Genomic DNA, 22345 nt, shown 5'->3' with positions numbered 1-22345 from the left:
TGCTTCACACCACCTGCCTCCACCTCGAAGGATGTTTGGTCTTACAGTTGTTCCGCAGACTGAAACCGCTAGCCTAGCGGCCATTCATCGACTAAAACGCCCTGAAGGGCGGGGCTTTAAACCCTGTTTTCCGATAAATCGAGACGAGATTGAAGTCAAAAGAAGATTGAAATCCTAAGTGACTTCACGGCAGCTTCGATTAGGCAACTGCACCAGCAGCGCGATCGAAGTAGCCAGCCACTTCAGCAATCAACGAAGAGCAATCGCCGGGGGTGATACCAGCAGGATCGTTAGCGATCGCGATCGCAGCATCCTTCATCTTGGCAACGCCAGCAGAAACCGAAGCGCCGGGCACGCCCAGAGCAACGTAGGTTTCGCGCAGACCGTTCAGGCAACGATCATCCAGAACGCTAGCATCGCCAGCCAAGGTTGCGTAGGTCACATAACGCAGGATGATTTCCATGTCGCGCAAGCAAGCAGCCATGCGACGGTTGGTGTAAGCGTTACCACCGGGAGCGATCAGTTGGGGTTGCTCAGCGAACAGAGCGCGAGCAGCGTTGGCGACGATAGTCGAAGCGTTGCTGGTCAAGCGGTTAACAACGTCGAGACGCTTGTTGCCGCTAGCAACGAGGGCGCTCAGAGCATCCAGTTGCTCGTTGCTCAGATAAGCACCACGAGCGTCGGCTTGAGAAACAACCTTCGCAAATGCGTCGAACATGGAATCGATCTCCTAAGGAATAGGTGTTTGTCGAGGTTGGTTGTGGTTTTGCGCTGTAGACAACTCAGTTCGCTGCCTTCACCTGCTAGCGCAGTGCGAGAAGGTTTTTCAGCTCCGTCTTAGTTCAGCAACGCTTTGCTTAAATTGGGGATCTCAATAGGTAGCCATGGCAAATCTGCCGGTTAAATTAACCGCAGTCATGGCTCAAAATCTGAGAGACTTTTCAAGTTTTATGAGAACCGAAAAAAATCCCTAGCAGTAGCGCGTTGACTAACGTTTGCTTGTTAAACACCTCTCGGCTATTTCTTTATACAACGCAGAAAGGGGTTTGGTCATTACAAGTTGTTAAGTTTCTTCAGGGATGTTCGGCATGAGCAACGAAGGATTAAAGAAACTCCCATGTTGCTAAAGGCTGAGGGCGATGGAGGTAGATTTCTGGGCTGTTGGGAACTCAAGGTTTTGTGGTGTGGGGATTTACTGAGTTTTGTGCTTTTTTGCAAAGGTTAGGTATAAAAACTTAGTCCGAAGAATCAGGAACTGAAATCGCCCCGATCAAAAACGGTAATTGTCTAGAATTTCGTCAGAAATCCTTAATGTTTCCTTTAGAAAAGGTCAAAACCTTTAACAAAAATCGATGTTGGCTGCTGGCTGTGAGATCCCTGAATAAAGGCTAGCAAATCGGTCAATGGGCGAGGTCAGTCCGCGAAAATGCCCGATGGATCTCGGTTTTGGCGGTTGGCATCCTCTGGCGATCGGATTCGCAAACTTTGCATGGCTCCTATGCGAGATTTGCTGAGTTGGTAACCCTTATTGGTAAATCCCTGTTGGTAAACCCCCTACTGATCAACCTCCTTGTGGGCGAGATGGCAAGGATGGGATGGCAAATGGGTTTGCGGAATCCCTGGCGAACCGAGAAAAGTTTATTGGTCGGAGCCGGCTGTGGGCTGCTGCCAGCGCTTGAGCTGAAGTAGGTATTGACCCAAAAACGGTAGCCCTCCGATCGCGGGGAGCAGGTAGCGGGAGGTACACAACAGCCCAAGGGCGGCCCCGATCGGGGCGGCAAAGTAGGGTTGATAAAACAAAATGAGGGCTGCGTCCCGAGTGCCCACGCCCGCGAAGGTTAAGGGCAACAGGCCGGCCAGAATGGCCAGCGGCGAGAGGGCTAAGTTAGCTAGGAAGGGCGCAAAGGCACGCAGGGCCAAGATGAAAAACCAGATTTGCAAAAGATGCAGAAACCAAATCACGATCGAGGTGAGGGTAACGATCGCGAGTTGGCGGCGATCGCTCCAAAAGTAGTCATGCATCAGTTGCCAGGAGTCGCTGAGCCGATCGAGCTTGCGGCGCATCTTGCCGGGGGCGATTCGCTGACTGGCGGCAAAGACCGATCGCGCAAAGGCGGGCCAACTCAACAGCGCCACCCCGGACACTAACCCCCCGATCGTGGCCAACGTCATGATCCAAAACAGGGGATCCTTGCTGGGATAGAGCAGCAGGCCAAACCCGCACCACACCAGCAACGACAACATATCGCAAGCCTTTTCAAACACCACCAACGAAAAGGCCAGGGAACCATCCAAATGTCCCCGATCGCGCATGAAATAGGACTTGGCCAGGTCGCCCATTTTGGACGGCAACACCATATTCAACACACTGGCCGCCAAAATCAGCCGATTGGCTTCTCCAAAGCTCAAGGTTGTAGCGGAAACCGCCGCCGGATCGATCGCCGGGGATGCTGCCCGGTCTGAATCCTCCGAGCTTGCTGGGTTGGGCAACGGAATCCCGCGCGGTATAGCCCCCTGGGGCCTGACCCGGGGCATTAACTGCTGCAACCGCCAGGCCGTCAGCAAGGTTAGGGGCACAACCATGCCCAAGCTGATGGCCATCCATACCGGATCGCATTGCTGAAACACTTGCACCAACCCGGCAAAGTCGATGCGGGTGTAAATCACAATCAAAATCAGCAAGCTAACGGCAATTGAAACCCAACGCTTCATAGAAAATCTCAGGCGGGAAGAATGATGGGGATAGGTTGGCGGCTTTAGGAAAACAGGCGATCGACCTTCAGGGGTTCACCGGGCTGGAGATGCTGAACCTGATTCGTCAAATCCCAGCTTTTTTGGAGCTGACCCGCTTGGTAAGTGCGGCTCATCACCACATAAATCGAAGTTTGATCAGTACCGATTTCCACTTCTTGCACGGGTTGCCAATCAGGAGCCAGCAACTCATCTTGCACCCGCCAGCCTTGCCCCACCCATTCCAAACGACGAATAAAACGATAGGGGGTCGATCGCTTGCCCACGATCAAAATCTGCTGCAAAATGCGCCGAATCAGGTTCGGAAAAAATCGCCCCACACTCAACATCACCAACCGCAAAATCATTAACTTGCTAGGGGTCATGAGGGTTTGTTTTGCCCAGCCCAGTTGCCCACAAATGCCAATGCGATCGGGTTCCACTTGCAAATCATATTGATCCACCAGGTGACCCACAGCATTTTTCAGTTTTTTGCCCTGTTGTACTTGCAGTGAAAATTGCGTATCGGATGCCAAGAGATGTTGATTTCGGAAAATCTTGAAAGTGCCGCCTTTGTTGAGGGCTAACAGTAAGGTCAGCCAGTGACCTTCATGGTTTTGGCGACGATCGATCAAAATTCTGGCTTCTGGCAGCCAAACTCGTAGGGGCGTGGGATCTGGAATGGACGGGCGATCGGGCACAAAATCCCGCCAAGCTAATAAATAATTCCAAGTGTGATGACCCACAATATGGTCATCTGCGTAACAGGCTCCCAATCCCCGTGCGAGTCCTTGCAAAACTTGGTCATTAATCGCCAGGGCCGACGGCATCCACCGCCCCACCAATTCAAAGCCATGGGGAAAGAAATTATAGGTATTTCGGCTCGTATATTCCCCCCCAAAAGAGCCATCGGGATGCACAAACCACTGCACCAACTCCACCGCTTGGGCTAAGGCGGGCTGCAATCTTGGATCCGCCTTGTCGCCCTGCAAAGTCAGCAACCGCGCCAAACAGGAAATGGTGAGGGTGTGGTAGCCCGGATCGCACCCTTCATATTCTTGAAACCAGCCTTCGGCGCTCTGCCAAGACAAAACCTGATTGAGGCGATCGACCTTGGCCCGTTGCCATCGATCGGTCTGGAGCCGTTGCCCCAGCAACTCCAAACACAGCACAATCAATGCCTGGTGATTGGTGAGCCGGCCGCTTTCTTGGTGATGGGCCAACCAATCAGCCCGCCGACTCAAAAATTGCCAAATTTGCGGATCATCCAGCCCAATTAGCTCACAGGCATCAATGCAGGCCAGCAAAGAAAAGGCCGCCGCCCCCCCGGCCCGCTCAAAGGGAAAATAATCATCACAGGAGCCGTCTGGATGAGAGCTTTGGGCTCCGTAGCGAATGCCTGCCTCAACCCAGCGCCGAAGGTTAGGCTGCTGATAGAAAGGATTGTTCGGCAAAGGCAAGGCCCAAACCAACGCCAGGGGCAGCACAAATTCCTGGCTCATGCCGCTGGGAAAGTCAACGATTTTGTATTGCCAGTAGTTGCGATCGAAGCAACCGTAGGTGGGGCTATGGGGGTTGCGATCGCACAGGGTCAAAATTTTGGGAATTTGGGCGATCGCCGCCTGGGCAAACTGATCCCGATCGGGCTGTGATGGGAAAGATGAAGGCTGATGAGGCATGGAGCTAGAAAACTCATCGATCGCCATAGGGAAGTGCGGTTGTGGTTGAGCGGATGTGTGAATTGAGGCGTGGGGCATGGGTCACCAACGATCGCGAGTTCGATCGCAGCAACAACCAAGATACGATCGCCCCGGGCCCCCGCCGTCATCACCACCCATCCCAGCCCCTGTCACCGTATCCCGCCGGCCACTCGCTAGGATAGAAACATCATGCAGGTTAATTTTGCGCCAGTTAACTTCGCACCAGTCGATTTCTCAGCAACTGCCTTGAACCCCTTGAGTGCCTTGCCCTCTCAACTCAGCCGACTCATGCGGAGGTAGCGATCGTGCTCAACCCCACAAAGTCGATCGTGGACGAACTCACCCGAGAACTAGCAGACGGCTACCGCCAAACCTACGGCGGTATGAAACCGGACTATGCGGAAATTCTCGGGTGGGTTGCCAACATGGCCCTGGAAAACATCGCCAACAGTGACGCGCTCTACCACAACGTTGAGCACACCATGTACGTCACCCTGGTGGGCCAAGAAATTTTGAAAGGCAAGCATATTCGCCAAGGCGGCGTGACCTGCGAAGATTGGCTGCTCTTTCATGTCTCGCTGCTGTGTCACGACATTGGCTATGTGCGCGGCGTTTGTCACCGCGATCGCCCCCAGCAGCGGATCTACGCCACCGGCATTGATGACGAAACCATCGCCCTCCCCACCGGAGCCACCGATGCCAGCATGGCTCCCTACCACGTCGATCGGGGCAAACGTTTCATCAAAGACCGCTTCAAAAAGCACCGCCTCATCGACACCCAGGCCGTGCAAGACAACATTGAACTCACCCGCTTCCCCGTTCCCCAAGACAACGACCACGCCGACACCGTAGGCTATCCCGGCCTGGTGCGAGCCGCCGACTTGATCGGCCAACTCTCCGACCCGCGCTATTTACAAAAAATTCCCGCCCTCTATTACGAATTCGAGGAAATTGGCACCAATCAACAATTGGGCTACCACAGCCCCGATGACTTGCGCGCCAAATATCCCAGCTTCTATTGGAATGTGGTTTACCGGTACATTGAGCCAGCCCTCGGCCTGTTGGAGCTAACCCAAACCGGCAAGCAAATCGCCGCCAACCTCTATGCCAACGTCTTCCGGGTCGAACACCAGCAATACACGCCCTTTTTTGCCCCCGAAGCCCACTCCTTAAGCTCAGCCACTTCCGCTAATTCCACTTCCGCTTCAGCATCCCCTTCAATAAGCTCAGGGACTTCAGCCAACTCAGGAACCTCAAGCAGTGGAGCCATCTCCACCAAAAACAACGTGCAAAAACAAGGAAGCCACGCCGATTAGGCATGGCTCCCAAGCAAAGGTTTTTAGGCAAAGAACCTAGGGGGCATGACGAGAGGGCCGCCTTGTCATGGGAATTCGGTTTCCCCTGCCCAGCGCTGGCCCTGCATGTCCCCCTTCCCTTGTCCCTTGTTTATGGCCTAGGCATCGCTGTCCACACGGGCATAGAAGCGACCGACAATCTTCATGTCGCTCGGCTTCTTGGAACCCATGTCGGTATCCGAGGGTTGGTAGCTAACGAAAGTGCCGGCAATTTCGTTGGTGTCAGCGTCCACCTTCGACACTTGCAGCGAGATGTTGCCCGTGCCGATGTCGTATTTCTTGACGTTTTCTTTCACCAGTTCGTCGCTGTCAGCATCAGCGGGCAGCGCCACGGCATTGTCATAGCCGCTGGCCAAACCACGACCCTTCGGATCCAAGAAGGTGGAACCACGATAGGAGGGAACGCGGAATTGACCCTTCAGGTCGGTGGAAGAGGTGATGGCCGCTTGACCGGCTTGGCTGGTGGCCACCAGTTGCTTGATCGTGAACAGGAAGGGCACTTCTTCGCCACCGGGCAGCAGCACGGTTGAAGGTTGGAAGTCAAAGCCATCTTCTTCGGTGAAGGTCAGCGAGCCATCGCTGTTCACGGCCAGGGAGCCTTGAATTTGGTCGAGGGAGCTGGTTTTGCGGGTCAGCAAACGGCCTTCCACAAATTCTGCTTCTCTGCGCTTGTTAAGGCCTTCTTCTTTTACGTAGTAATTAAGGGGCTGTAAGCACAGGGCTTGAATGCTGTAATTTTTACCTGCTTCAAGGGCGATCGAACCGCGCGTGACGGTATCGACATCAGGGCAGTTATTCGCCAGACCGGTGTTCCGAATTTCTTCGTAGGTCAGGGGGCGATCGCTGGCCATTGAGGCATCGCCGCAGGCCGCCGTTAGCACACTCAGGCACAGGGCCAGAAGCGCGGCGATCAAAGCTTTGTATCGCATGGTGAACCTCAATCTCTAAAGTCTTGCTAAGGTCTCAAGGAATATTAGAAGAAGACTGGGACAAGTCTCGTGGCAGCGATCGGCGAGGGGTCACGACCGTAAGGGGCAAGCAGGCTACCCGATCGGGCAGTTACTAAACCCAAGCCCGCTGTCCAAGGTTTTCTAGATGGCCCGCGTGAAATCACCCGAAGAATCCGCTTGAGCAAGCGATCTACAGCGCAACACCACGCCACTAGGCATCCGAATTTTGGGGTTAATTGAGAAAACAATCAATCTCAATCAATCCCAACGATCGCTGGATATACCAAGCCAAGCGTCCCAATAGAGCATTCTACACGCCTCAGCGACCGCCCAATCGATTTCGCTGATTTGATCGATCGCTTTCGATCATCACCCAAGGACACCGTCCCCAAGCTGGTTTCTGAGCCAAGCCGTCAATCGCAGCGGGGCCAGATTTAAACATCCGGCCCCGCTGCTGATTTTGGATTTGGTTTTGTGCTTGACCCGGCGTTTCCCTCAGTGGCCCCTGTTGTGGAGCAGGGGGCTGGTGGGTTGGGTCTGGATCAGGACTGGGCAATTAACTGGGTGATCAACTGGGCAATCAGGCGATCGACTGAATCGATTGCTCGATTGCTTGATCGATCGCCTGGCCCCGTGATGCTTGCCTAGCTCATGGTGGCTGGGCTGCGATCATAGCTATCGCTAACCAACTTGCCTTGAATGTGGGTCAGGCGGTTGGCCGCATCGGCGGTCAGACCCATGGTGACGCTAGCGCGGCCTAGCAGGGATTGATGACGGTGCTTAACGGAATGGTGACGCTGGGTCATCAGGGCACGAGCGCGGTCGAGACTAGACATGGGAGCAACCTCCGAGGAAAAACTGATTGAGGGTTATAGCGACAACAACCGTTGATTAACTCCCGGACTGTTGGAGGGCGATGCAGGCATTGCGCCGGGTGGGCGGCAATCCCTGGCCCGATCGGGCCTTGGTTACTGGCTCTACTGGGCCAGAAATCAAGGTCGGTTTCAGGCCGTTGTCCTATTCCTGAGAGTAGCGCAGATGAAAAATTTCTGCCAATTTCTGTATCAAGAGTTACGGAATACAAATCTTTAGAATTGTTCCCCAGGGGGTTGCACGCGATCGCGCGGGGTCTGAATAGGGGCCCAGTTGCATGACCAATCCATTGCCCCTTGCAAGAGCAGGCGCGAACTGAGATACAGTTAAGAGCAATTTGCGAGCGCAACAAATCGCAATACACCGAAACCATCGCAATCCCATACCCTGCCCAGTGACTGGGAAGGAGACTCGGATCATTACCCCCCGACTCCTAACCCCTCCTAAGCTGTTTTGGCGGGAAATCTGCGGCAGTGACTGCAACGACGCGATCGCACCCTGGGTCGGATAAGGATCGATCGCAACCAGCAATTTGAGGCGAGGAGAAACCTGTGGAAGTCGTCAAAGAGTACGTCCAGCGCTGGTATGAGAGCGATCTCGATCCAGATGAATATATTTGCCACCAGAAGCAGGGCAACTGGGTCGAAATTGAGGAGGCGACAACGGGGGAACGCTTCGAGGTGCTGACCTTTTGTACGAATGACGTACTGGGGTTAACGATGAACCCGGCCGTGCGCCAGGCTGCCATCGACTCAATTTTGCAATACGGCACCTCGAATAGTTCCTGCTCGGTGTTAAGTGGTCGGATTGATCTGCACCGCCAACTGGAAGATGAAATTTCCAGCTTCAAGCATTTGCCTCACACGCAATTGTTCATGAATGCCTGGATGGCCATGCAGGCCGTGATTGATGGGTTCTGCCATTTGGCCATTCAGGTGCCGGGCTTTACCCACGATCGCGAAACCCTGATCATGTCGGACGTGTTGAACCACGGCTGCATCATCTCGGCCTTGGCCCACGCTCGGACGCGATCGGGCAAAACCTTTAGCTATAGCCCCCATGTGCGGGTGAAGGCTTACCGCCACTGCGATGCGCAAGATTTGGCTCGCAAACTGGAACGCCATGCGCGGCCAGGCGATCGCATTTTTGTGGTGTCGGATGCGGTGTTTTCGATGGATGGGGATGTGGCTCCTCTGCCGGAAATGATCGAGGTGCTCAGTCGCTATCCCGGCTCCGTGCTGTTGATGGACGAAGCCCACGCCAGCGGTGCTCTGGGGCCCACGGGCCGCGGCATCTATGAGCATTTTGGGATTTTGCCCAGCGATGCGATCGCCAAAGGCGTTGTGCCCCTGATCATGACCACCTTCTCGAAGTTTGCGGCTTCGGCCGGTGCGGCCATCAGCACCCATGTGGCGGAATTCAAGCCGCTGATGAATGTGTCGCCCACCTCGATCGGAACCATTTCCCTGCCGCCGCCAATGACCGCCGCCGCCCTGGAGAGTATTCGCCAAGTGCGCCAACATCCAGAGCTGGTGAAGCGCCTGCAAGACAACACTCGCTACTTGCGATCGCGGTTGACGGCCGCCAACTTTGAAGTGATGGGCGAAACCAATGTGTTGCCCGTGTTGCTGCCACCGGACATGAACCCGAAATATTTTGCCCGCCAACTGATGGCTGAGCATGGCATTTGGGTTTCTCCGATTTGGTTCATTGCCAAGCCTCGGGTGCGGATCACGGCCAACGCGCTCCATACCCAAGACGAGATGGATCGGTTGGTGGATGCCATGGTGCAGGTGCGCGAGTCCATGTATGCCGCCAGCAAGTCAGCCTAGGTTGACCTCGGTTGATCTCAGTTGACCCAGGCGGGCCAAGAGCTGCCTAGGATAGATAGCAACTGCTGGGACTGCTGGCCAAGATTTTTGACCGAGATTGCTGGTCAAAATTCCTTGCGCCAATCAGCCCAAGCCCCTCCTGCACATGCCCTAGGTGGCCGCCTTGGCCGCTGCTGATTCCTCATCAATTTGGATAATTCTATGACCACCCATTTCATTGAGTTTGAGATTGACTTGAACGAGTCGCCGATGGCGCTGCCCCAGGCGATCGAAACGGAATTGCACAAACGGGGTGAGCCGTTGCGGTGGGCAGTGACCCAGGTAGAGGATGATTTGGCCAATGTGGAGGCGATTGTGACCACGGGCCTGGTGACCAGCGAACCGATCGAGTCGAACGTTTAATGGCGCACCGCAGGCCTTAAACTCCAGGCCTTAAACTTCAGACCGGAAGCGCTTGTTTGGCTCCCGGCTTCATTCCGCAAATATCCGGATCAAACCCGGCCGATGCGCGAGACCGGGGGCCAAGCCGTTGTTGTTCCATGTCCTACGTCTGATGCAAGCTGTGCCCGATGCAATCTGCGATCGTTGACCGAACTCGCCCGTTTACGGCGGTCTTGCTGATTCCCACCGGCATTGGTGCAACGATCGGGGGTTACGCAGGCGATGGGCTACCGGTGGCGCGGGCCATGGCCTCGGCGGTGGATTGTTTAATCACCCATCCCAATGTGTTGAACGGGGCCATGCTCTATTGGCCGTTGCCCAACACCCTGTATGTGGAAGGCTATGCGCTCGATCGCCTCGCGGCTGGTGACTGGGGGCTGCGGCCGGTGCGCCAAAACCGGATCGCTCTGATTTTGGATCGGGCCATTGAGCCGGAATTGCAGCGACGACAACTGCAAGCGGCCGACGCGGCCCGAGCCACCTTGGGCATTGATGTGATGGCGGCAATTGTGACCGATCGCCCCCTGGGAGTGGCTCTCAAAATTTCCGCTTCCGGGGCCTCTTGGGGAACCATTGCCCAACCCGCCAGCCTGCTGAGGGCAGCGGAACGGGCGATCGAAGCCGGAGCCGAGGCGATCGCCGTGGTGGCCCGTTTTCCCGACGAAGACACCCCCCTAACCACCGCCTATCGTCAAGGCCGGGGCGTGGATCCGATCGCCGGAGCCGAAGCGGTGATCAGCCATTTGGTGGTGCGAGAATTTGCCGTGCCCTGTGCCCATGCGCCGGCCTTGGTCAGCGGCCCCCCAGTGGCAGACTTGGCCCCGCGATCGGCCGCTGAAGAATTGGGCCATACTTTCCTGCCCTGCGTGCTGGCTGGCCTGTGGCGATCACCCCAATTCCTGCGCGATTGGGCCCAATGGCAACCCCTAGACATCACCCGCAACTCGATCGATGTGGTGATTACGCCCACGAGTGCCTGTGGCGGCGCGGCCGTTTTGCATTGGGCCGCCGCCGGGGCCGATATCCTCGCGGTGGACGACAACGCCACGACGATGCAAGTCCCCCCCGAAGCGCTGAATTTGCGAGCCACACGGGTGCGATCATACTTAGAGGCGATCGGTTGGCTCACGGCCCGCCGGGCTGGCCTCTGGCCCGATGCCTTGCGATCGGATCCAATCATGCCGTTATTGCCAACGGTTGATTCGCCTGGGGATTAAGCACCACCCATCGCCACCCATCGCCACCCATCGCTGTTGATTCGCCCTTCAGAGCCATTTTTCATGCACCCCTGCCCTCGCTCCATCCCCGCTCCGCCCCGTCAAGCCCTGTGAATGATTTTGAGGATTTGGATCTAGAACCCCTAGAGCGATCGCAGCTTTTGATGACGATCGCCCTCACTGCCCTGGCCTTTTGGGGAGGGGCGCAACTGTGGCTCTGGTTGGGCCAAGTGCAGCGCTGGCCTGTGATTTGGTCTTGGACTGGGGTGGCGATCGGGCTGGGGCTGGGCCTCGCCATCACCGGCCTCAGCGGCGCGATCGCCCTAGTTTGGCCCGGATATCGTCGCAGCGCCCAAGCCTATCTCAACTGGTTGATGCCTTCCCTTTTGCCTTGGGATGCACTTTGGGTGGGCCTGTTGCCCGGAGCCAGCGAAGAACTGTTCTTTCGGGGGGTGATGTTTCCCGGCTTGGGCGCTGACTGGCTGGCCCTGTTGGGATCTAGCCTTTGCTTTGGTTGGCTGCATTTGGCAGGACGCAAGCACTGGCCCTACGCCGCTTGGGCCGGCATCACCGGGGCCATTCTCTGCGGCAGTGCTTGGTGGACAAGCAACTTGCTGGTTCCCACCATTGCCCACATCACCACCAATGCATTGGCTGTGTTGATCTGGCACTATCAACGAGCCAAGGCCTAGGGGCGAAACCGTCCAGTACCCGCCCAGTGCGATAGACTAGGGGCTGCCAGCATCCGCCCGCCATTGCGGTTTGCGGCGGCTTTGTTCACTCTCCCAGCTTTTTGCCGATGGGTTCTCCGTCCTCGATCGCCGTCCGTGAACTGCCGTTGTTCCCCCTTAACGACCTTGTGTTGTTTCCAGGACAACCTCTGCCGCTGCACATTTTTGAATATCGCTATCGGATCATGATGAACACCATCCTGGAAACCGATCGACGGTTTGGGGTGTTGATGTCCGATGAGCAAAGCGGCGAAATTGCCACCATTGGTTGTTGTGCGGAAGTCCTGCGCTATCAACGGTTACCCGATGGCCGGCTGAAGATGTTGACCCTCGGCCAACAGCGCTTTCGGCTGTTGGAATATGTGCGCGAAAAGCCCTACCGCGTTGGCTTGGTGGAATGGATCCAAGATGATCCACCCAGCGATGATCTGTATGGGTTAGCCGGGGAAGTGGAAACCCTGCTGAAGGACGTGGTGCGGTTGTCGGCCAAATTGTCCGATCGGGAAATTGAGCTACCGGACGAAATTCCCACCCTGCCCACGGAACTGTCCTACTGGGTTGCGGCCAAGCTCTATGGCGTGGCGGCGGAACAACAGGCCCTGTTGGAAATGCAAGATACGGCGGTGCGCCTGCAACGGGAAGCCGAAATTCTGAGTTCAACGCGCAACCACCTGGCGGCTCGCACGGCCCTGAAAGACGCACTCCCTTGAGGTTTTTTAGGGGTTTCTGGTTTTCAGCTCCTGGTTTTCAGTGTGGGCGATCGCCCCATGATAACCATGGCCATGAGCCGATCGAGGGTGGTTGTTGGGCTGGTGCTATTGGGCCGATCGCAGCGCTGCCAAATCGCCACCACAGATGGCGGGCAAATTGCGGGTGATTTTGGCAAGCTCCCAATCCCACCAGCGAATTTCTAGCAACGCGGCGATCGTCTCCTCATCAAACCGCTTCCGAATGGGTTGGGCCGGATTACCACCCACGATCGTGTAAGGATCAACCGATCGGGTCACCACTGCCCCCGTCGCCACGATCGCCCCATCCCCAATTTGCACCCCCGGCATAATCGTCACCCCATAGCCCAACCACACGTCATTGCCGATCACCGTGTCGCCCTTGTGGGGCCAGTCGTCGGGCATGGCGGTTTCCCAACCGTTGCCAAACACGGGAAAGGGATAGTTCGTGAACCAATCGGTGCGGTGGTTGCCACCGTTCATGATGAATTTGCACTCGGCGGCGATCGAACAAAATTTGCCGATCCGCAGTTTGTCGCCAATGAAGTCAAAGTGGTAGAGCACATTGGCTTCAAAGCGTTCCGGCCCAGCGGGGTCATCGTAGTAGGTATAGTCACCCACGATGATCTGAGGATTTTTAATTAAAGGCTTCAAATAAACCAAGCGCCCTTGGCCTGGCATGGGATAGGGCTGGTCTGGATCGGGGCCACAGGAGCCAGGATTAGAGGATTCAGGGCTAAAAGGCTCAGCACTCACAGATTCAGGACGAGAAGATTCAGAGCTAAAAGATTCAGGGCTAACAGATTCAGGACAAGAGGACATAGACCATTGCTGATAGTCGCCGGTTTCGTCGAACTCACTTCAAGCAAGTTCTAGAGCAGGTCGATCGGGCGGCCCGTATTGGCCGATCGCGCCGCCGCATCCGCCACCCGCAGGGTGTATAAACTCTCTTCCGGGCGCACATACAGCGGTGTGCCATTCAGCAGGTAGGCCAAGACCGCGTGGGTGTCGCGGGCAAACAACCCCCGCCGACCGCCCACCTCCAGCGGTGTCACCTGATCGCCTTGGATTAGTTGCCCCTGATCGCCCTCATAAATCAACGTGCCCTGACTGCCGCGCACTTCCAACAGCCGCTGGGAACCGTGAAATCGATCGCCCTTGCCATAGGTGACCGTGGCGATCGGGCCGCTGCTAAAAATCAGCCTCGCTTCGCACCAACAGGCGTGATAATCCTCCACCTCCGCTGGCCAGTAGCGAGCCACAGCTCCCACCTGGCGGACGTTTTCAAACACATCCACCAGACGATGGAGCCGAGATAGGGCCCCCACCAGCGGGAATCCAAACAGCGATCGGTTATAAGTCCATTTGCCTGGGGTGGGAATTTGCGGCGCGATGGTGCTGTAGCGAGCGGAGATCACCTCGCCCACTTTGGGCAGCCAAGTCCGCAGCGATTGATGCACACCGCCCAACAGCTCAATGTGCTCCACATGCAACAGCCGATCGCGCGATCGGGCCAATTCCACCAATTCCGCCGCCTCGTTGGGATCCAGCGCCAGGGGATATTCCGTCACCACATGGCGATCGGCCTCTAGGGCTGCCCGCACGATCGCCCCTCGCTCGGCGTTGGTGTTGCAAACCATCACCAAGTCCACATCCGAGTGGCTGACCAGCTCCCGCCAAGAGTCCAGGGCGATCGCCCCGTAAGTTGCCGCAAAATCCGCCACCTTCTCCGGTGTGCGACCCGCCACCGCCACCAGCTTGGCCGCCAACCAATCTCCCTGTGCATCCGGCAACAGGGCCTCTGCCCGCAACTTTGCCACAAAGCCCGTGCCCACCAGGCCGACGCGCACCGGATTACCCAATAGCATGACTACAGATCACCAACATAGCCCCCCGATCTTAGCCTTTTGCCCCGGTCTCCTAGCGCTGATTTCGGGTGGCGGAAGGGCCGGAAAACCGACAATTCGGGGTGTTTTTATAAAAATTTCTTATTTTAAAACAAAGCTTTAGCTAGGGTTATAAATCGAAGCAGTCTCAGAACAATAAGCCTGGAAAGCCTTGAAAATATTGGTTTCAAGACTTTAGACTAAGCCAAGAACCCACAAAAACTCTGCCGATTCTCGCAAAAATATCCAATAAGTATAAGTAATTAGAATCGAATCTGGAAAAACGATTAAGAATAACGTTCTCGGATCTCTGTGCTCATCCGTAGTAGCAATAAAAATTTCTCGTAACATCAGAAGGCGAGGTTGGCTACGCCGGAAGTGAACCATGTCTTAACCCCATGGCTTCAGTTGTCGGTGGCCTCAAACGTAACTAAGGGTTCAGTGGGCATCCCGCCGATCGCGTTGACTGAGACTCCCGATCGCGACTGTTGTGTCAGCAGTCAAAATCCCATGGTCGCAAGTTGGCAACCCCGTGCAAGCTGCGCCATTGACCCGGTTAATCCGTTGCGTTAGCCCCATACCGCCCCTGTTTTTACGCGAGAGAGAGAGTCACAACCATGGCGACCTTCAAGGTAACGCTCATTACTCCCGACGGCGAAAAGGTCATCAACTGCGCCGACGATCAGTTCATTCTCGATGCGGCTGAAGAGGCAAACCTCGATCTGCCCTACTCCTGCCGTGCGGGCGCTTGTTCGACCTGTGCTGGTAAGGTAACTGCCGGTTCGGTGGATCAATCGGATCAGTCTTTCTTGGATGACGATCAAATCGAAGCGGGCTATGTGCTGACCTGTGCTGCTTACCCCACTTCAGACTGCACGATCGAAACCCACAAGGAAGAAGAGCTGTACTAAGCCTTTCTTCGGGTAGCAATGCCCAACTCATACGAAACGGGGCCGACGATGGTTGGCCCCGTTTTGTTTTCACTTCTGAGTTTTCACTTCTGAGTTTTCGCTTCTGAGTTTTTAGCCTTTGGCTTTTGGGGCCCGACTGGGCCCCATCCTTGGGCTGGGTTGGCTGATTTGCCTAGGCGAGCTGATTGGATTGGCAAGCTGATGGGCGAGCCTATTAGCCTATTGTTGTTGCAGTAGCCGTTGCACCCATTCCAGTTGGGTGGTGTCGCGCACAATTAACAAAATGCCCAAGCCCAACAGCAGCACCAAACCCGTTTGCATGACGTTTTCTTGAAATTCCTGGGGCAAGGGCCGACCGCCGCGCAGGGCCTCGATCGCCAGGAAAAAGAGCTGCCCACCATCCAAGGCCGGCAGGGGCAAGATGTTGATGACGGCGAGGTTAATGCTGATCAGCGCCATGAAGGGAAAGAGGTTCCCGGCATCGGATTGGGCGATGTTGGCTCCCCATTCAATGATTTTGACGGGGCCAGACACTTGGGGTGCAGTTTCTCGGAAGTTGGCCGCCAGGGTCAAGAAGCCGCCAGCGGTTTGGGTCACCATGTTTTGGAACCGATCGGCTGCCAGGGTCAACACTTCGATCGGGTTGTGGGCGGGGCGATAAACCGGTCGGCCGTTGGGGGCCAGTTGCACGCCGATGCGCCCTTGCCCCGCTTCATCCAGCTCGGGGGTGACCCGGAGGGTGAGGCGATCGGCTCCCCGTTGCACTTCCAAGATCAAGGGGCGATCGGGACTCGCCTTGATCTGCTCCATCAACACCTTCACGCTTGCTTGTTCGGCGCTGAGGGTTTGCCCATCGATCGCCTGCACAATGTCTCCCGCCTTCAGTCCGGCTCGCCCGGCCGGATTGTCAGGAGCCAGCACTTGGGGCACAATCACCCCTGCTTCATAGCGGAAGCCATCGGGCACGCCCATGAAGCCATATTGAGCCGCCAAAACTCCATAGGCGAAAATCAAATTAGCCACCACGCCGGCCGCAATCACAATGGCTCGATCAGCGATCGGGCGATTGCGCATCAAGTTGGGGTCATCGGCAGGAATGGAGCTGTCTTCGTCGTCATCCGGGAAGCCCACAAAGCCCCCGAGGGGAATGGCACGAATGGCGTATTCCGTTTGCGGCCCCTGATATTTCCAGAGGACGGGCCCAAACCCCAAGGAAAACTTGTTGGCGTAAATGCCCTGTAACCGAGCCGCTGCGAAGTGTCCTAATTCGTGAACGAACACCAGCAACGCCAATACACCGATCGCCACCAATACCGACATAGGCTTGCTGCTCAATAGAAATGCAAAAAATGCAAATGCGTGAAAGCTAACGCAATGGATGAGGGCTAATACCTGCGAAGAATGCGCAGTGATGCCATACAAAACCCAGCGCAGAAAATCCAGTAAAGATTCAGTTTAGGCGATTTGGCGGTCTTCCGATTGCCCAACTCAGGTAACCAACCGAGGGACGGCAGAAGACGCGATCGGGGCTAATCAGTAGTTATTCAGCGGTAATTCAGCAGCAATTCGACGGTAATTCAGCAGGGTCAAGCGATCGCCCAGGGATCGATCGAGCTTGGCAATTCCGGGGGCGACGGGGACTCAGGGGGGTGTTAGAATTTTTTTGAGAACCATTCTCAAACTAATCTCCGACATCTCCGTGAGCCACCACCATTGTGCGGCGCTGTTGAGGCGCGGTGGTGGCTGGCGGTTTTGTTGGCCTTCCTTAGGTTGGAACCCATCGCCTCCATGCTGCAAGTTCGATCGCTGTGTGTTCGCTATCGCGGACTCTCGGTTCTGGACGATGTTTCGCTTGACCTCGCGCCCGGTGAATTGGTGGGGCTGATTGGCCCCAACGGCGCGGGCAAAAGCACCCTGATCAAGGCCCTGTTGGGCCTCGTGCCGATCGAATCGGGCATGATTACCTTTCGGGGTGTGCCCTTGCGGCGACTGCGCCATCGTGTGGCCTACGTGCCCCAACGGTCACAAATCGACTGGGACTATCCGATCACGGTGCAACGGGTGGTGATGATGGCCTTTGCCAAGGCGGCGGGTTGGTGGCGATCGCCCGGCCCAGCAGCCCGGGCCGCAGCTCGATCGGCCATGGAGCAAGTGAATATTTGGGACTTGCGCGATCGCCCGATCGGCTCCCTTTCCGGCGGGCAACAGCAACGGGTTTTTTTGGCTCGGGCCCTGGCCCAAAAGGCAGAATTTTTTCTGTTGGATGAACCTTTTACCGGTGTGGACAAGCAAACGGAACTGGTGTTGTTGAATCTGTTTGCTGAACTCCGCGCCCAAGGCCATTTGGTGTTAGTTTGCTCTCACGAGTGGGGCAGCTCTCTGGAACGATACGATCGACTGCTGTTGCTGAATCGATCGCTCCTGGCGAACGATCGGCCCCAAGCCGTGATGACCCTGGATAATATCCGGCGAGCCTATGGCGAAAATATGCAAACGACCGATCGCCACAGTCCCTTTGAATCGGTTTTAGCCTGTTAGCAAATCCCGCGAGACTATCCTGATTGGAGGTCTAAATTTGATTCACCCGAATGCTGAGGGCTAATTTTGGACTGGTTGCTTGATCCTTTGCAGTATGAGTTTGTGCGCAATGCGATCGCGATCGGGATGATCGTGGGCGTAATTTGTCCCGTGGTGGGCAGTTATCTCATTGTGCTGCGAATGTCTCTGCTGGGTGATGTGATTGCCCATGCAGTGATGCCCGGTTTGGCGATCGCCAACGCGCTGCGCATTGATTTATCGATCGGGGCGTTCATTTCCGGCATGTGCAGCACCTTCGTCATTGCCTGGATTCGACAGCAATCGCGGGTGCGGGTTGATGCGGCCATGACCCTCACTTTCTCCACCTTTTTTGGCTTAGGAATCGCCCTGATTTCACTGCTCAAAACGCAGCTCGATTTGGAAGGATTTCTCTTTGGCGATATTTTGAATGTCACCCAAGGAGACTTGCTCCATGGGGTAATTGTGGCGGTGATTTTATTAGTTTTAATTAAGCTGCACTATAAAGAATTACTGTTTTATACCTTTGACCCCTTGGGAGCCGAAGCGGCCGGATTACCCACCACTTGGATTCACTACGGCCTGATGGCCGGAGTGACTTTAGCGATAGTGACGAGCTTGAAGGTGGTGGGGGTGATTATGGCGATTGCAATGCTGGTGGGCCCGGCCATCACAGCCTATTTGTTGGTCAAAGAGCTGCACATGATGATGTTGGTGGGTGCTGGCTTAGGGGTATTGGCCGCGATCGGGGGCATGTACAGCAGTTTCTATTGGGATTTGCCCTCGGGCGCGGCGATCGCCCTGGTGATTTTTGGGTTGTTTTTGATGGCCCTATTGTTTAGCCCGAGCCAGGGAATTTTGACCCGTCCCCGCCCCAAGGCGATCCGTCCGCGATCAGGCAAGGTTGCGGAATCGGCAGCTCCCAAACCGACCGCAGACCTGGACTAACCGCCAATCTGAGCCAGCGATCTCAGTGAATTTCGGTGAACTGTTGATTAACCTCAACTAGCGAATGGTTTGCGCGGGTGGCCCTTGGTTGGGAGAGGTGGGGAATTGGGGCGTTGCGGAAGGAGTGGGGGTGTTGCGTCTGGGGGCCCAAGCACCACATTCAGTTAGGAGGGCGCTGGGTTGGTCGCTGTAGGCACTCATACAGTCGATCGTGATCCTCGATCGATTGGCGGAGTTGTAGCGACTGGCCGGAACACCGGTGCTGGTGGCGGCGGAGCCACTGCCGCGATTAGGGCCGCTATTGGGGCCGCTGGCGGAATTGGGTTGGCTGGGCGGCGGCCCGCCGGAGTTGCCGCTGCCGGGCGAGGGCGTAATTGGTTCTTCGAGGTTGGGAGCCTGGGCGTTGGGGTTGCGGCAACGGGCCAGGGCATAGGGATCATTTCCCGCACGGCGCATACAGTCCAACAGGCCGGGACTTTGGGCCTGGGCGGTAGGCGTGCCCAAGGTCACAAGGGCCAACAGCCCGATCGCCCCTACACCCCTGGTGATCACGGTGGTGATCGCGAGTTGCCACTGAGAAACCATCGGTCGATCGAACACCATTGGCTCAAACCTCCAGGTAGTCGCACAGCCGATCCAGGGTTAAGGATGTTTCCAAAAGGTCGGCCATTCGATCGTACAACTGTTGCCGATGTTGTTGCCAGGATTGGGGGTTGGGGCGATGGGTGGTGATGCCGGCCAAGCGGGTCAGGGCTTGGCGCACCGCCGCCGACTCAAACAGACCATGGACATAGGTTCCCCAAACGCAGCCTTGGGCCGATCGGGCCCCTTCCGGTTCCGGTGGTTGCTCGATCGGCCCCAGGGTCAACAATGGATCGCAAGGGGCGATCGGGCGGGTTTGGCCCATGTGAATTTCATAGGCTTGCCAGCGATCGAGCTGCGGAATTTCGTGCTGTGAGGTTGCACCGGCCTGGTTGGGCCAATGGGCCGTCACTTGGCGCACGGTTTTTTGTGGAAAATAATCCGTTTCCACCGGCAGCAGCCCCAACCCCGCCATCTCGCCCGCGGCCCCCGCAATGCCGGTGCGATCGACCAGCGATCGGCCCAACATTTGATAGCCCCCACAAATGCCCACCACCGGCACACCCTGGGCGGCGGCCCGTTGAATGGCCGCTGCCAGGCCCGTTTCCTGGAGCCAAGCCAAATCCCGCAGGGTGTTTTTGCTGCCCGGCAACACGATCGCCCGGGCGGTGGCCAACTCGGCCGGCCGGGTCACCCAGCGCACCGCCACCCCTTGATCGATCGACCAAGGTTGGCTGTCTTGGGAATTGGACAAAAACGGAAACCGAACCCAGGCAATCATAGGGTGATCGCATTCCATGGGGGTCTCTTCGGCCGATCGACAGAGGCTATCTTCGCTTTCCGGTTGCAACTCCGCCGCGTAGGGCAAGGTTCCCAAGTAGGGCAGGTGGGGCAAATGCTGCTGAAAATAGCGATCGGCATCGGCAAATAGCCGCAAATCGCCCCGAAACTTATTCACCACTAAGCCCAATCCCAAGGCCTGAGCCGATCGGGGCATCAGTTGGTAGGTTCCCACCGCTTGGGCGAAAATGCCGCCTCGTTCAATGTCGCCCACCAACAGCCAGCGCCCTTGGAGATGCTCGATCGGGCGCAAATTCACCAAATCCCGGTGCATCAAGTTCAATTCCACCGGGCTGCCCGCTCCCTCCAGCACCAACACATCACAGCGATCGCGCCAGTCCGCCAGGGTTTGTGCCACCACCTCCCACAGGCGATCGATATGTTGGTAGTAGTCCGCCGCCGCAATATGTTCCCCGGCCTGGCCCAACAGCACCAACTGCGATCGGCTATTGCCCGAAGGCTTCAGCAAAATGGGATTCATCTCCGCCACGGGCCGCAACCCGCAAGCCTCCGCCTGGGCCGCCTGGGCCCGCCCAATTTCGCCCCCTTCCAGGGTCACGAAGGAATTATTGGACATGTTTTGGGCCTTGAACGGCGCAACCCGCAGACCTCGCCGCCGCAACCAAGCGCAAAGGGCCGTGGTTACCCAGCTTTTGCCCGCGTTGGAGGAGGTTCCTAAAACTGCGATCGACTTCATGGGTTCTGATTCGGGTCGAAATGCTGAGGGAAAAGGTCAAAACCCTTGCCCCTCAGCACTCTAGCGCTGGATTGGCGATTAAACAAAATCCTTCGCCTTGGTTGAAAGGGCAGATCCCAAATTGCCCGCCAACACCACCTCGTAGTTGTAGCTGCTGTTGGCCGATAATGCGCCACCGCCCACCCGTTGGGTCATAGAGGTTTTGTCGGGCCGACGAGGGGCATAGGTGGAATCGGCCTGAACAATCACAGTCCCACCCGAGAACCGCAACCCCTTGACCGTTAAGGAATTGGTCCGATCGTCCGCAACACTGACCGTGCGCCGATCGTTGCGAGCCGTCAGGTAGGTGGCGTTTTGGATGTTGCCCGTGGCCAGGTCAACCTTGGCCAGAATGCTGACCCGGCTGCCACCGCCACCGCCGGGACTGCCATCCGTGTAGCCGCGCAGCCAACCACTGCCCGTGAATCGGCTGTAGCCATTGCCCGGCTGAGTGCCCGTGGAGGTAAAGACGGCGTAGAGGTTGGAACCATCCCAAGCCAAGCCCGTGCCCGTGCCGTCATCGTTGGTGGTTTCGTAGTCCGTGCGCACCCATCGTCTGACCCCGTTGTTAAAGCTCACCAGGATCGGATCCTTGTTGGCGGAGGTCACTTGGCGATAGCCGATATAGACGGTTGTGGTCCCAATCGTGACTTTGGGGCCGTTTTTCGCGGCGATCGCGGCTTCCGAGTCGTTGATCCCGAAGGTAACGGCGTTTTTCACCGAAGATTGCACACCGTTGCGAGGCACATTGACCGATCGGGGCAGGTCTGGGGCGATCGCGGCGGCCTCCTCCTGAGGTGTTCCGGTCAGGGGATCCAGCGGGCGATCGGGGGCATCGGTTCCCGATCGACGATCAAGACGACCAAAATGATCCCAATCCTGATTGAAATCGCCACCCGTTCCACCGCGCCTCAGGTTGCGATTTTGTCCCCAGGAATTCAACCAAAAATCATCACTGATCTGACCCAAACTGATCTGACCCAAACTGATCTGACCCAAATTAACCTGATCATTCACTCCAGCATCAACCGAAGAACGTTCAGGCCAATCAACTCCAGAAAGAAGCTGCTTTGTACTGAGAAATTCGGAAACGTGATCAATGTTTTTGATCTCAGAATCTTGGGTCTCGATCGCGTGATGGGTGCTGAAGCCGCCTCCGGAATTGTGAGCATGGGTGGGCGGAAAGTAGGATGCAACCCAACTGGAACCCATCGTCCAACGTGGCTCAATGCCTTGGCCCAGAACAGCCGTTGCCGAATTGGCCAAGCTTCCTCCCTCAAAATCAGTAGATGCCATCAAGAACTCCAGACGATCGTGAGCGGGCCCTGG

At 56.5% G+C, this 22345-nt stretch carries 21 protein-coding genes; 9 read left to right on the top strand and 12 right to left on the bottom strand.

Going from position 1 to position 22345, the window contains the following annotated elements; genetic code table 11:
* Nucleotides 1-199: 199 nt before the first annotated feature.
* The 3 genes from ACZA91_RS06805 to ACZA91_RS06795 all read right to left on the bottom strand — a co-directional run bounded on the left by ACZA91_RS06805 (nt 200) and on the right by ACZA91_RS06795 (nt 4409).
* Nucleotides 200-718: a phycocyanin subunit beta gene (locus ACZA91_RS06805; protein ID WP_099535468.1), complete on the bottom strand. Its 519-nt coding sequence runs from the start codon at nt 716-718 to the stop codon at nt 200-202.
* A 920-nt stretch (nt 719-1638) separates the two neighbouring features.
* The gene (locus ACZA91_RS06800; RefSeq protein WP_463185514.1) at nt 1639-2712 is read right to left on the bottom strand and encodes a lysylphosphatidylglycerol synthase transmembrane domain-containing protein; all 1074 of its coding nucleotides are present in this window, start codon (nt 2710-2712) and stop codon (nt 1639-1641) included.
* A 44-nt stretch (nt 2713-2756) separates the two neighbouring features.
* Nucleotides 2757-4409 carry a hypothetical protein gene (locus tag ACZA91_RS06795; RefSeq protein ID WP_463186402.1) on the bottom strand — a complete coding sequence of 551 codons (1653 nt, stop codon included), beginning with the start codon at nt 4407-4409 and terminating at the stop codon, nt 2757-2759.
* A 326-nt stretch (nt 4410-4735) separates the two neighbouring features.
* Between ACZA91_RS06795 and ACZA91_RS06790 the strand changes: the two genes are divergently transcribed.
* Nucleotides 4736-5746, top strand: coding sequence for an Npun_R2479 family HD domain-containing metalloprotein (locus ACZA91_RS06790; RefSeq protein WP_347278271.1), 1011 nt, complete (start codon nt 4736-4738; stop codon nt 5744-5746).
* A 137-nt stretch (nt 5747-5883) separates the two neighbouring features.
* Here the strand turns inward: ACZA91_RS06790 and psbO are convergent, their stop codons facing one another.
* Complete coding sequence (gene psbO / locus ACZA91_RS06785) at nt 5884-6714, bottom strand: photosystem II manganese-stabilizing polypeptide (protein ID WP_099535472.1); 831 nt, start codon at nt 6712-6714, stop codon at nt 5884-5886.
* Between the two features lie 665 nt (nt 6715-7379).
* On the bottom strand, nt 7380-7571 hold the full coding sequence (locus ACZA91_RS06780; RefSeq protein WP_099535476.1) for a hypothetical protein: 192 nt from the start codon (nt 7569-7571) through the stop codon (nt 7380-7382).
* A 588-nt stretch (nt 7572-8159) separates the two neighbouring features.
* On the opposite strand from ACZA91_RS06780, the gene ACZA91_RS06775 reads away from it, so the two are divergent.
* The 5 genes from ACZA91_RS06775 to ACZA91_RS06755 all read left to right on the top strand — a co-directional run bounded on the left by ACZA91_RS06775 (nt 8160) and on the right by ACZA91_RS06755 (nt 12539).
* On the top strand, nt 8160-9440 hold the full coding sequence (locus ACZA91_RS06775) for an aminotransferase class I/II-fold pyridoxal phosphate-dependent enzyme (protein ID WP_099535478.1): 1281 nt from the start codon (nt 8160-8162) through the stop codon (nt 9438-9440).
* Between the two features lie 201 nt (nt 9441-9641).
* On the top strand, nt 9642-9842 hold the full coding sequence (locus ACZA91_RS06770; RefSeq protein WP_099535480.1) for a hypothetical protein: 201 nt from the start codon (nt 9642-9644) through the stop codon (nt 9840-9842).
* A gap of 167 nt (nt 9843-10009) precedes the next feature.
* Entirely contained in the window at nt 10010-11098 is a 1089-nt protein-coding gene (locus ACZA91_RS06765) for a DUF3326 domain-containing protein (RefSeq protein WP_190530829.1), read from the top strand.
* 110 nt (nt 11099-11208) lie between these two features.
* Complete coding sequence (locus ACZA91_RS06760) at nt 11209-11790, top strand: CPBP family intramembrane glutamic endopeptidase (RefSeq protein WP_199291363.1); 582 nt, start codon at nt 11209-11211, stop codon at nt 11788-11790.
* A gap of 107 nt (nt 11791-11897) precedes the next feature.
* Complete coding sequence (locus ACZA91_RS06755; RefSeq protein ID WP_099535483.1) at nt 11898-12539, top strand: LON peptidase substrate-binding domain-containing protein; 642 nt, start codon at nt 11898-11900, stop codon at nt 12537-12539.
* Nucleotides 12540-12644: 105 nt separating this feature from the next.
* Here ACZA91_RS06755 and ACZA91_RS06750 read toward each other — a convergent pair whose 3' ends face one another.
* The 3 genes from ACZA91_RS06750 to ACZA91_RS06740 all read right to left on the bottom strand — a co-directional run bounded on the left by ACZA91_RS06750 (nt 12645) and on the right by ACZA91_RS06740 (nt 15022).
* A complete protein-coding gene (locus ACZA91_RS06750) occupies nt 12645-13238 on the bottom strand; it encodes a CatB-related O-acetyltransferase (RefSeq protein WP_463186401.1) in 594 nt (197 codons plus the stop codon).
* Nucleotides 13239-13429: 191 nt separating this feature from the next.
* Entirely contained in the window at nt 13430-14425 is a 996-nt protein-coding gene (locus ACZA91_RS06745) for a Gfo/Idh/MocA family protein (RefSeq protein WP_190353528.1), read from the bottom strand.
* 456 nt (nt 14426-14881) lie between these two features.
* Entirely contained in the window at nt 14882-15022 is a 141-nt protein-coding gene (locus ACZA91_RS06740) for a hypothetical protein (protein ID WP_190530831.1), read from the bottom strand.
* Nucleotides 15023-15060: 38 nt separating this feature from the next.
* On the opposite strand from ACZA91_RS06740, the gene ACZA91_RS06735 reads away from it, so the two are divergent.
* Entirely contained in the window at nt 15061-15354 is a 294-nt protein-coding gene (locus ACZA91_RS06735; RefSeq protein ID WP_099535489.1) for a 2Fe-2S iron-sulfur cluster-binding protein, read from the top strand.
* A gap of 219 nt (nt 15355-15573) precedes the next feature.
* On the opposite strand, the gene rseP is transcribed toward ACZA91_RS06735, so the two are convergent.
* Complete coding sequence (rseP, locus tag ACZA91_RS06730; protein ID WP_099535491.1) at nt 15574-16674, bottom strand: RIP metalloprotease RseP; 1101 nt, start codon at nt 16672-16674, stop codon at nt 15574-15576.
* A 468-nt stretch (nt 16675-17142) separates the two neighbouring features.
* On the opposite strand from rseP, the gene ACZA91_RS06725 reads away from it, so the two are divergent.
* Nucleotides 17143-17892, top strand: a complete 750-nt coding sequence (locus tag ACZA91_RS06725; protein WP_463186400.1) for a metal ABC transporter ATP-binding protein — start codon at nt 17143-17145, stop codon at nt 17890-17892.
* 63 nt (nt 17893-17955) lie between these two features.
* Nucleotides 17956-18858 (top strand): metal ABC transporter permease, encoded by a 903-nt coding sequence (locus tag ACZA91_RS06720; RefSeq protein WP_463186399.1) that lies wholly within the window; start codon nt 17956-17958, stop codon nt 18856-18858.
* Between the two features lie 57 nt (nt 18859-18915).
* Here ACZA91_RS06720 and ACZA91_RS06715 read toward each other — a convergent pair whose 3' ends face one another.
* From ACZA91_RS06715 to ACZA91_RS06705, 3 genes are all read right to left on the bottom strand, one after another.
* Nucleotides 18916-19461 (bottom strand): hypothetical protein, encoded by a 546-nt coding sequence (locus ACZA91_RS06715; RefSeq protein WP_463185500.1) that lies wholly within the window; start codon nt 19459-19461, stop codon nt 18916-18918.
* A 4-nt stretch (nt 19462-19465) separates the two neighbouring features.
* Nucleotides 19466-20977: a cobyric acid synthase gene (locus ACZA91_RS06710; RefSeq protein ID WP_463185496.1), complete on the bottom strand. Its 1512-nt coding sequence runs from the start codon at nt 20975-20977 to the stop codon at nt 19466-19468.
* 78 nt (nt 20978-21055) lie between these two features.
* Complete coding sequence (locus ACZA91_RS06705) at nt 21056-22312, bottom strand: hypothetical protein (protein ID WP_463185493.1); 1257 nt, start codon at nt 22310-22312, stop codon at nt 21056-21058.
* Nucleotides 22313-22345: the final 33 nt, after the last annotated feature.

The sequence above is a fragment of the Limnothrix sp. CMB-01 genome, from assembly GCF_055193175.1.
Note: the sequence above shows the minus strand (reverse complement) of the source record. Positions and strands in the feature narration are given on the sequence as shown.

Excerpts from the sequence above, each read along its gene's own strand:
- ACZA91_RS06805 (WP_099535468.1), bottom strand. The coding sequence starts at position 718 with ATGTTCGACGCATTTGCGAAGGTTGTTTCTCAAGCCGACGCTCGTGGT.
- ACZA91_RS06800 (WP_463185514.1), bottom strand. The coding sequence starts at position 2,712 with ATGAAGCGTTGGGTTTCAATTGCCGTTAGCTTGCTGATTTTGATTGTG.
- ACZA91_RS06795 (WP_463186402.1), bottom strand. The coding sequence starts at position 4,409 with ATGCCTCATCAGCCTTCATCTTTCCCATCACAGCCCGATCGGGATCAG.
- psbO (WP_099535472.1), bottom strand. The coding sequence starts at position 6,714 with ATGCGATACAAAGCTTTGATCGCCGCGCTTCTGGCCCTGTGCCTGAGT.
- ACZA91_RS06780 (WP_099535476.1), bottom strand. The coding sequence starts at position 7,571 with ATGTCTAGTCTCGACCGCGCTCGTGCCCTGATGACCCAGCGTCACCAT.
- ACZA91_RS06770 (WP_099535480.1), top strand. The coding sequence starts at position 9,642 with ATGACCACCCATTTCATTGAGTTTGAGATTGACTTGAACGAGTCGCCG.
- ACZA91_RS06765 (WP_190530829.1), top strand. The coding sequence starts at position 10,010 with ATGCAATCTGCGATCGTTGACCGAACTCGCCCGTTTACGGCGGTCTTG.
- ACZA91_RS06755 (WP_099535483.1), top strand. The coding sequence starts at position 11,898 with ATGGGTTCTCCGTCCTCGATCGCCGTCCGTGAACTGCCGTTGTTCCCC.
- ACZA91_RS06750 (WP_463186401.1), bottom strand. The coding sequence starts at position 13,238 with ATGCCAGGCCAAGGGCGCTTGGTTTATTTGAAGCCTTTAATTAAAAAT.
- ACZA91_RS06745 (WP_190353528.1), bottom strand. The coding sequence starts at position 14,425 with ATGCTATTGGGTAATCCGGTGCGCGTCGGCCTGGTGGGCACGGGCTTT.
- ACZA91_RS06740 (WP_190530831.1), bottom strand. The coding sequence starts at position 15,022 with ATGGGGCTAACGCAACGGATTAACCGGGTCAATGGCGCAGCTTGCACG.
- ACZA91_RS06735 (WP_099535489.1), top strand. The coding sequence starts at position 15,061 with ATGGCGACCTTCAAGGTAACGCTCATTACTCCCGACGGCGAAAAGGTC.
- rseP (WP_099535491.1), bottom strand. The coding sequence starts at position 16,674 with ATGTCGGTATTGGTGGCGATCGGTGTATTGGCGTTGCTGGTGTTCGTT.
- ACZA91_RS06725 (WP_463186400.1), top strand. The coding sequence starts at position 17,143 with ATGCTGCAAGTTCGATCGCTGTGTGTTCGCTATCGCGGACTCTCGGTT.
- ACZA91_RS06715 (WP_463185500.1), bottom strand. The coding sequence starts at position 19,461 with ATGGTGTTCGATCGACCGATGGTTTCTCAGTGGCAACTCGCGATCACC.
- ACZA91_RS06710 (WP_463185496.1), bottom strand. The coding sequence starts at position 20,977 with ATGAAGTCGATCGCAGTTTTAGGAACCTCCTCCAACGCGGGCAAAAGC.
- ACZA91_RS06705 (WP_463185493.1), bottom strand. The coding sequence starts at position 22,312 with ATGGCATCTACTGATTTTGAGGGAGGAAGCTTGGCCAATTCGGCAACG.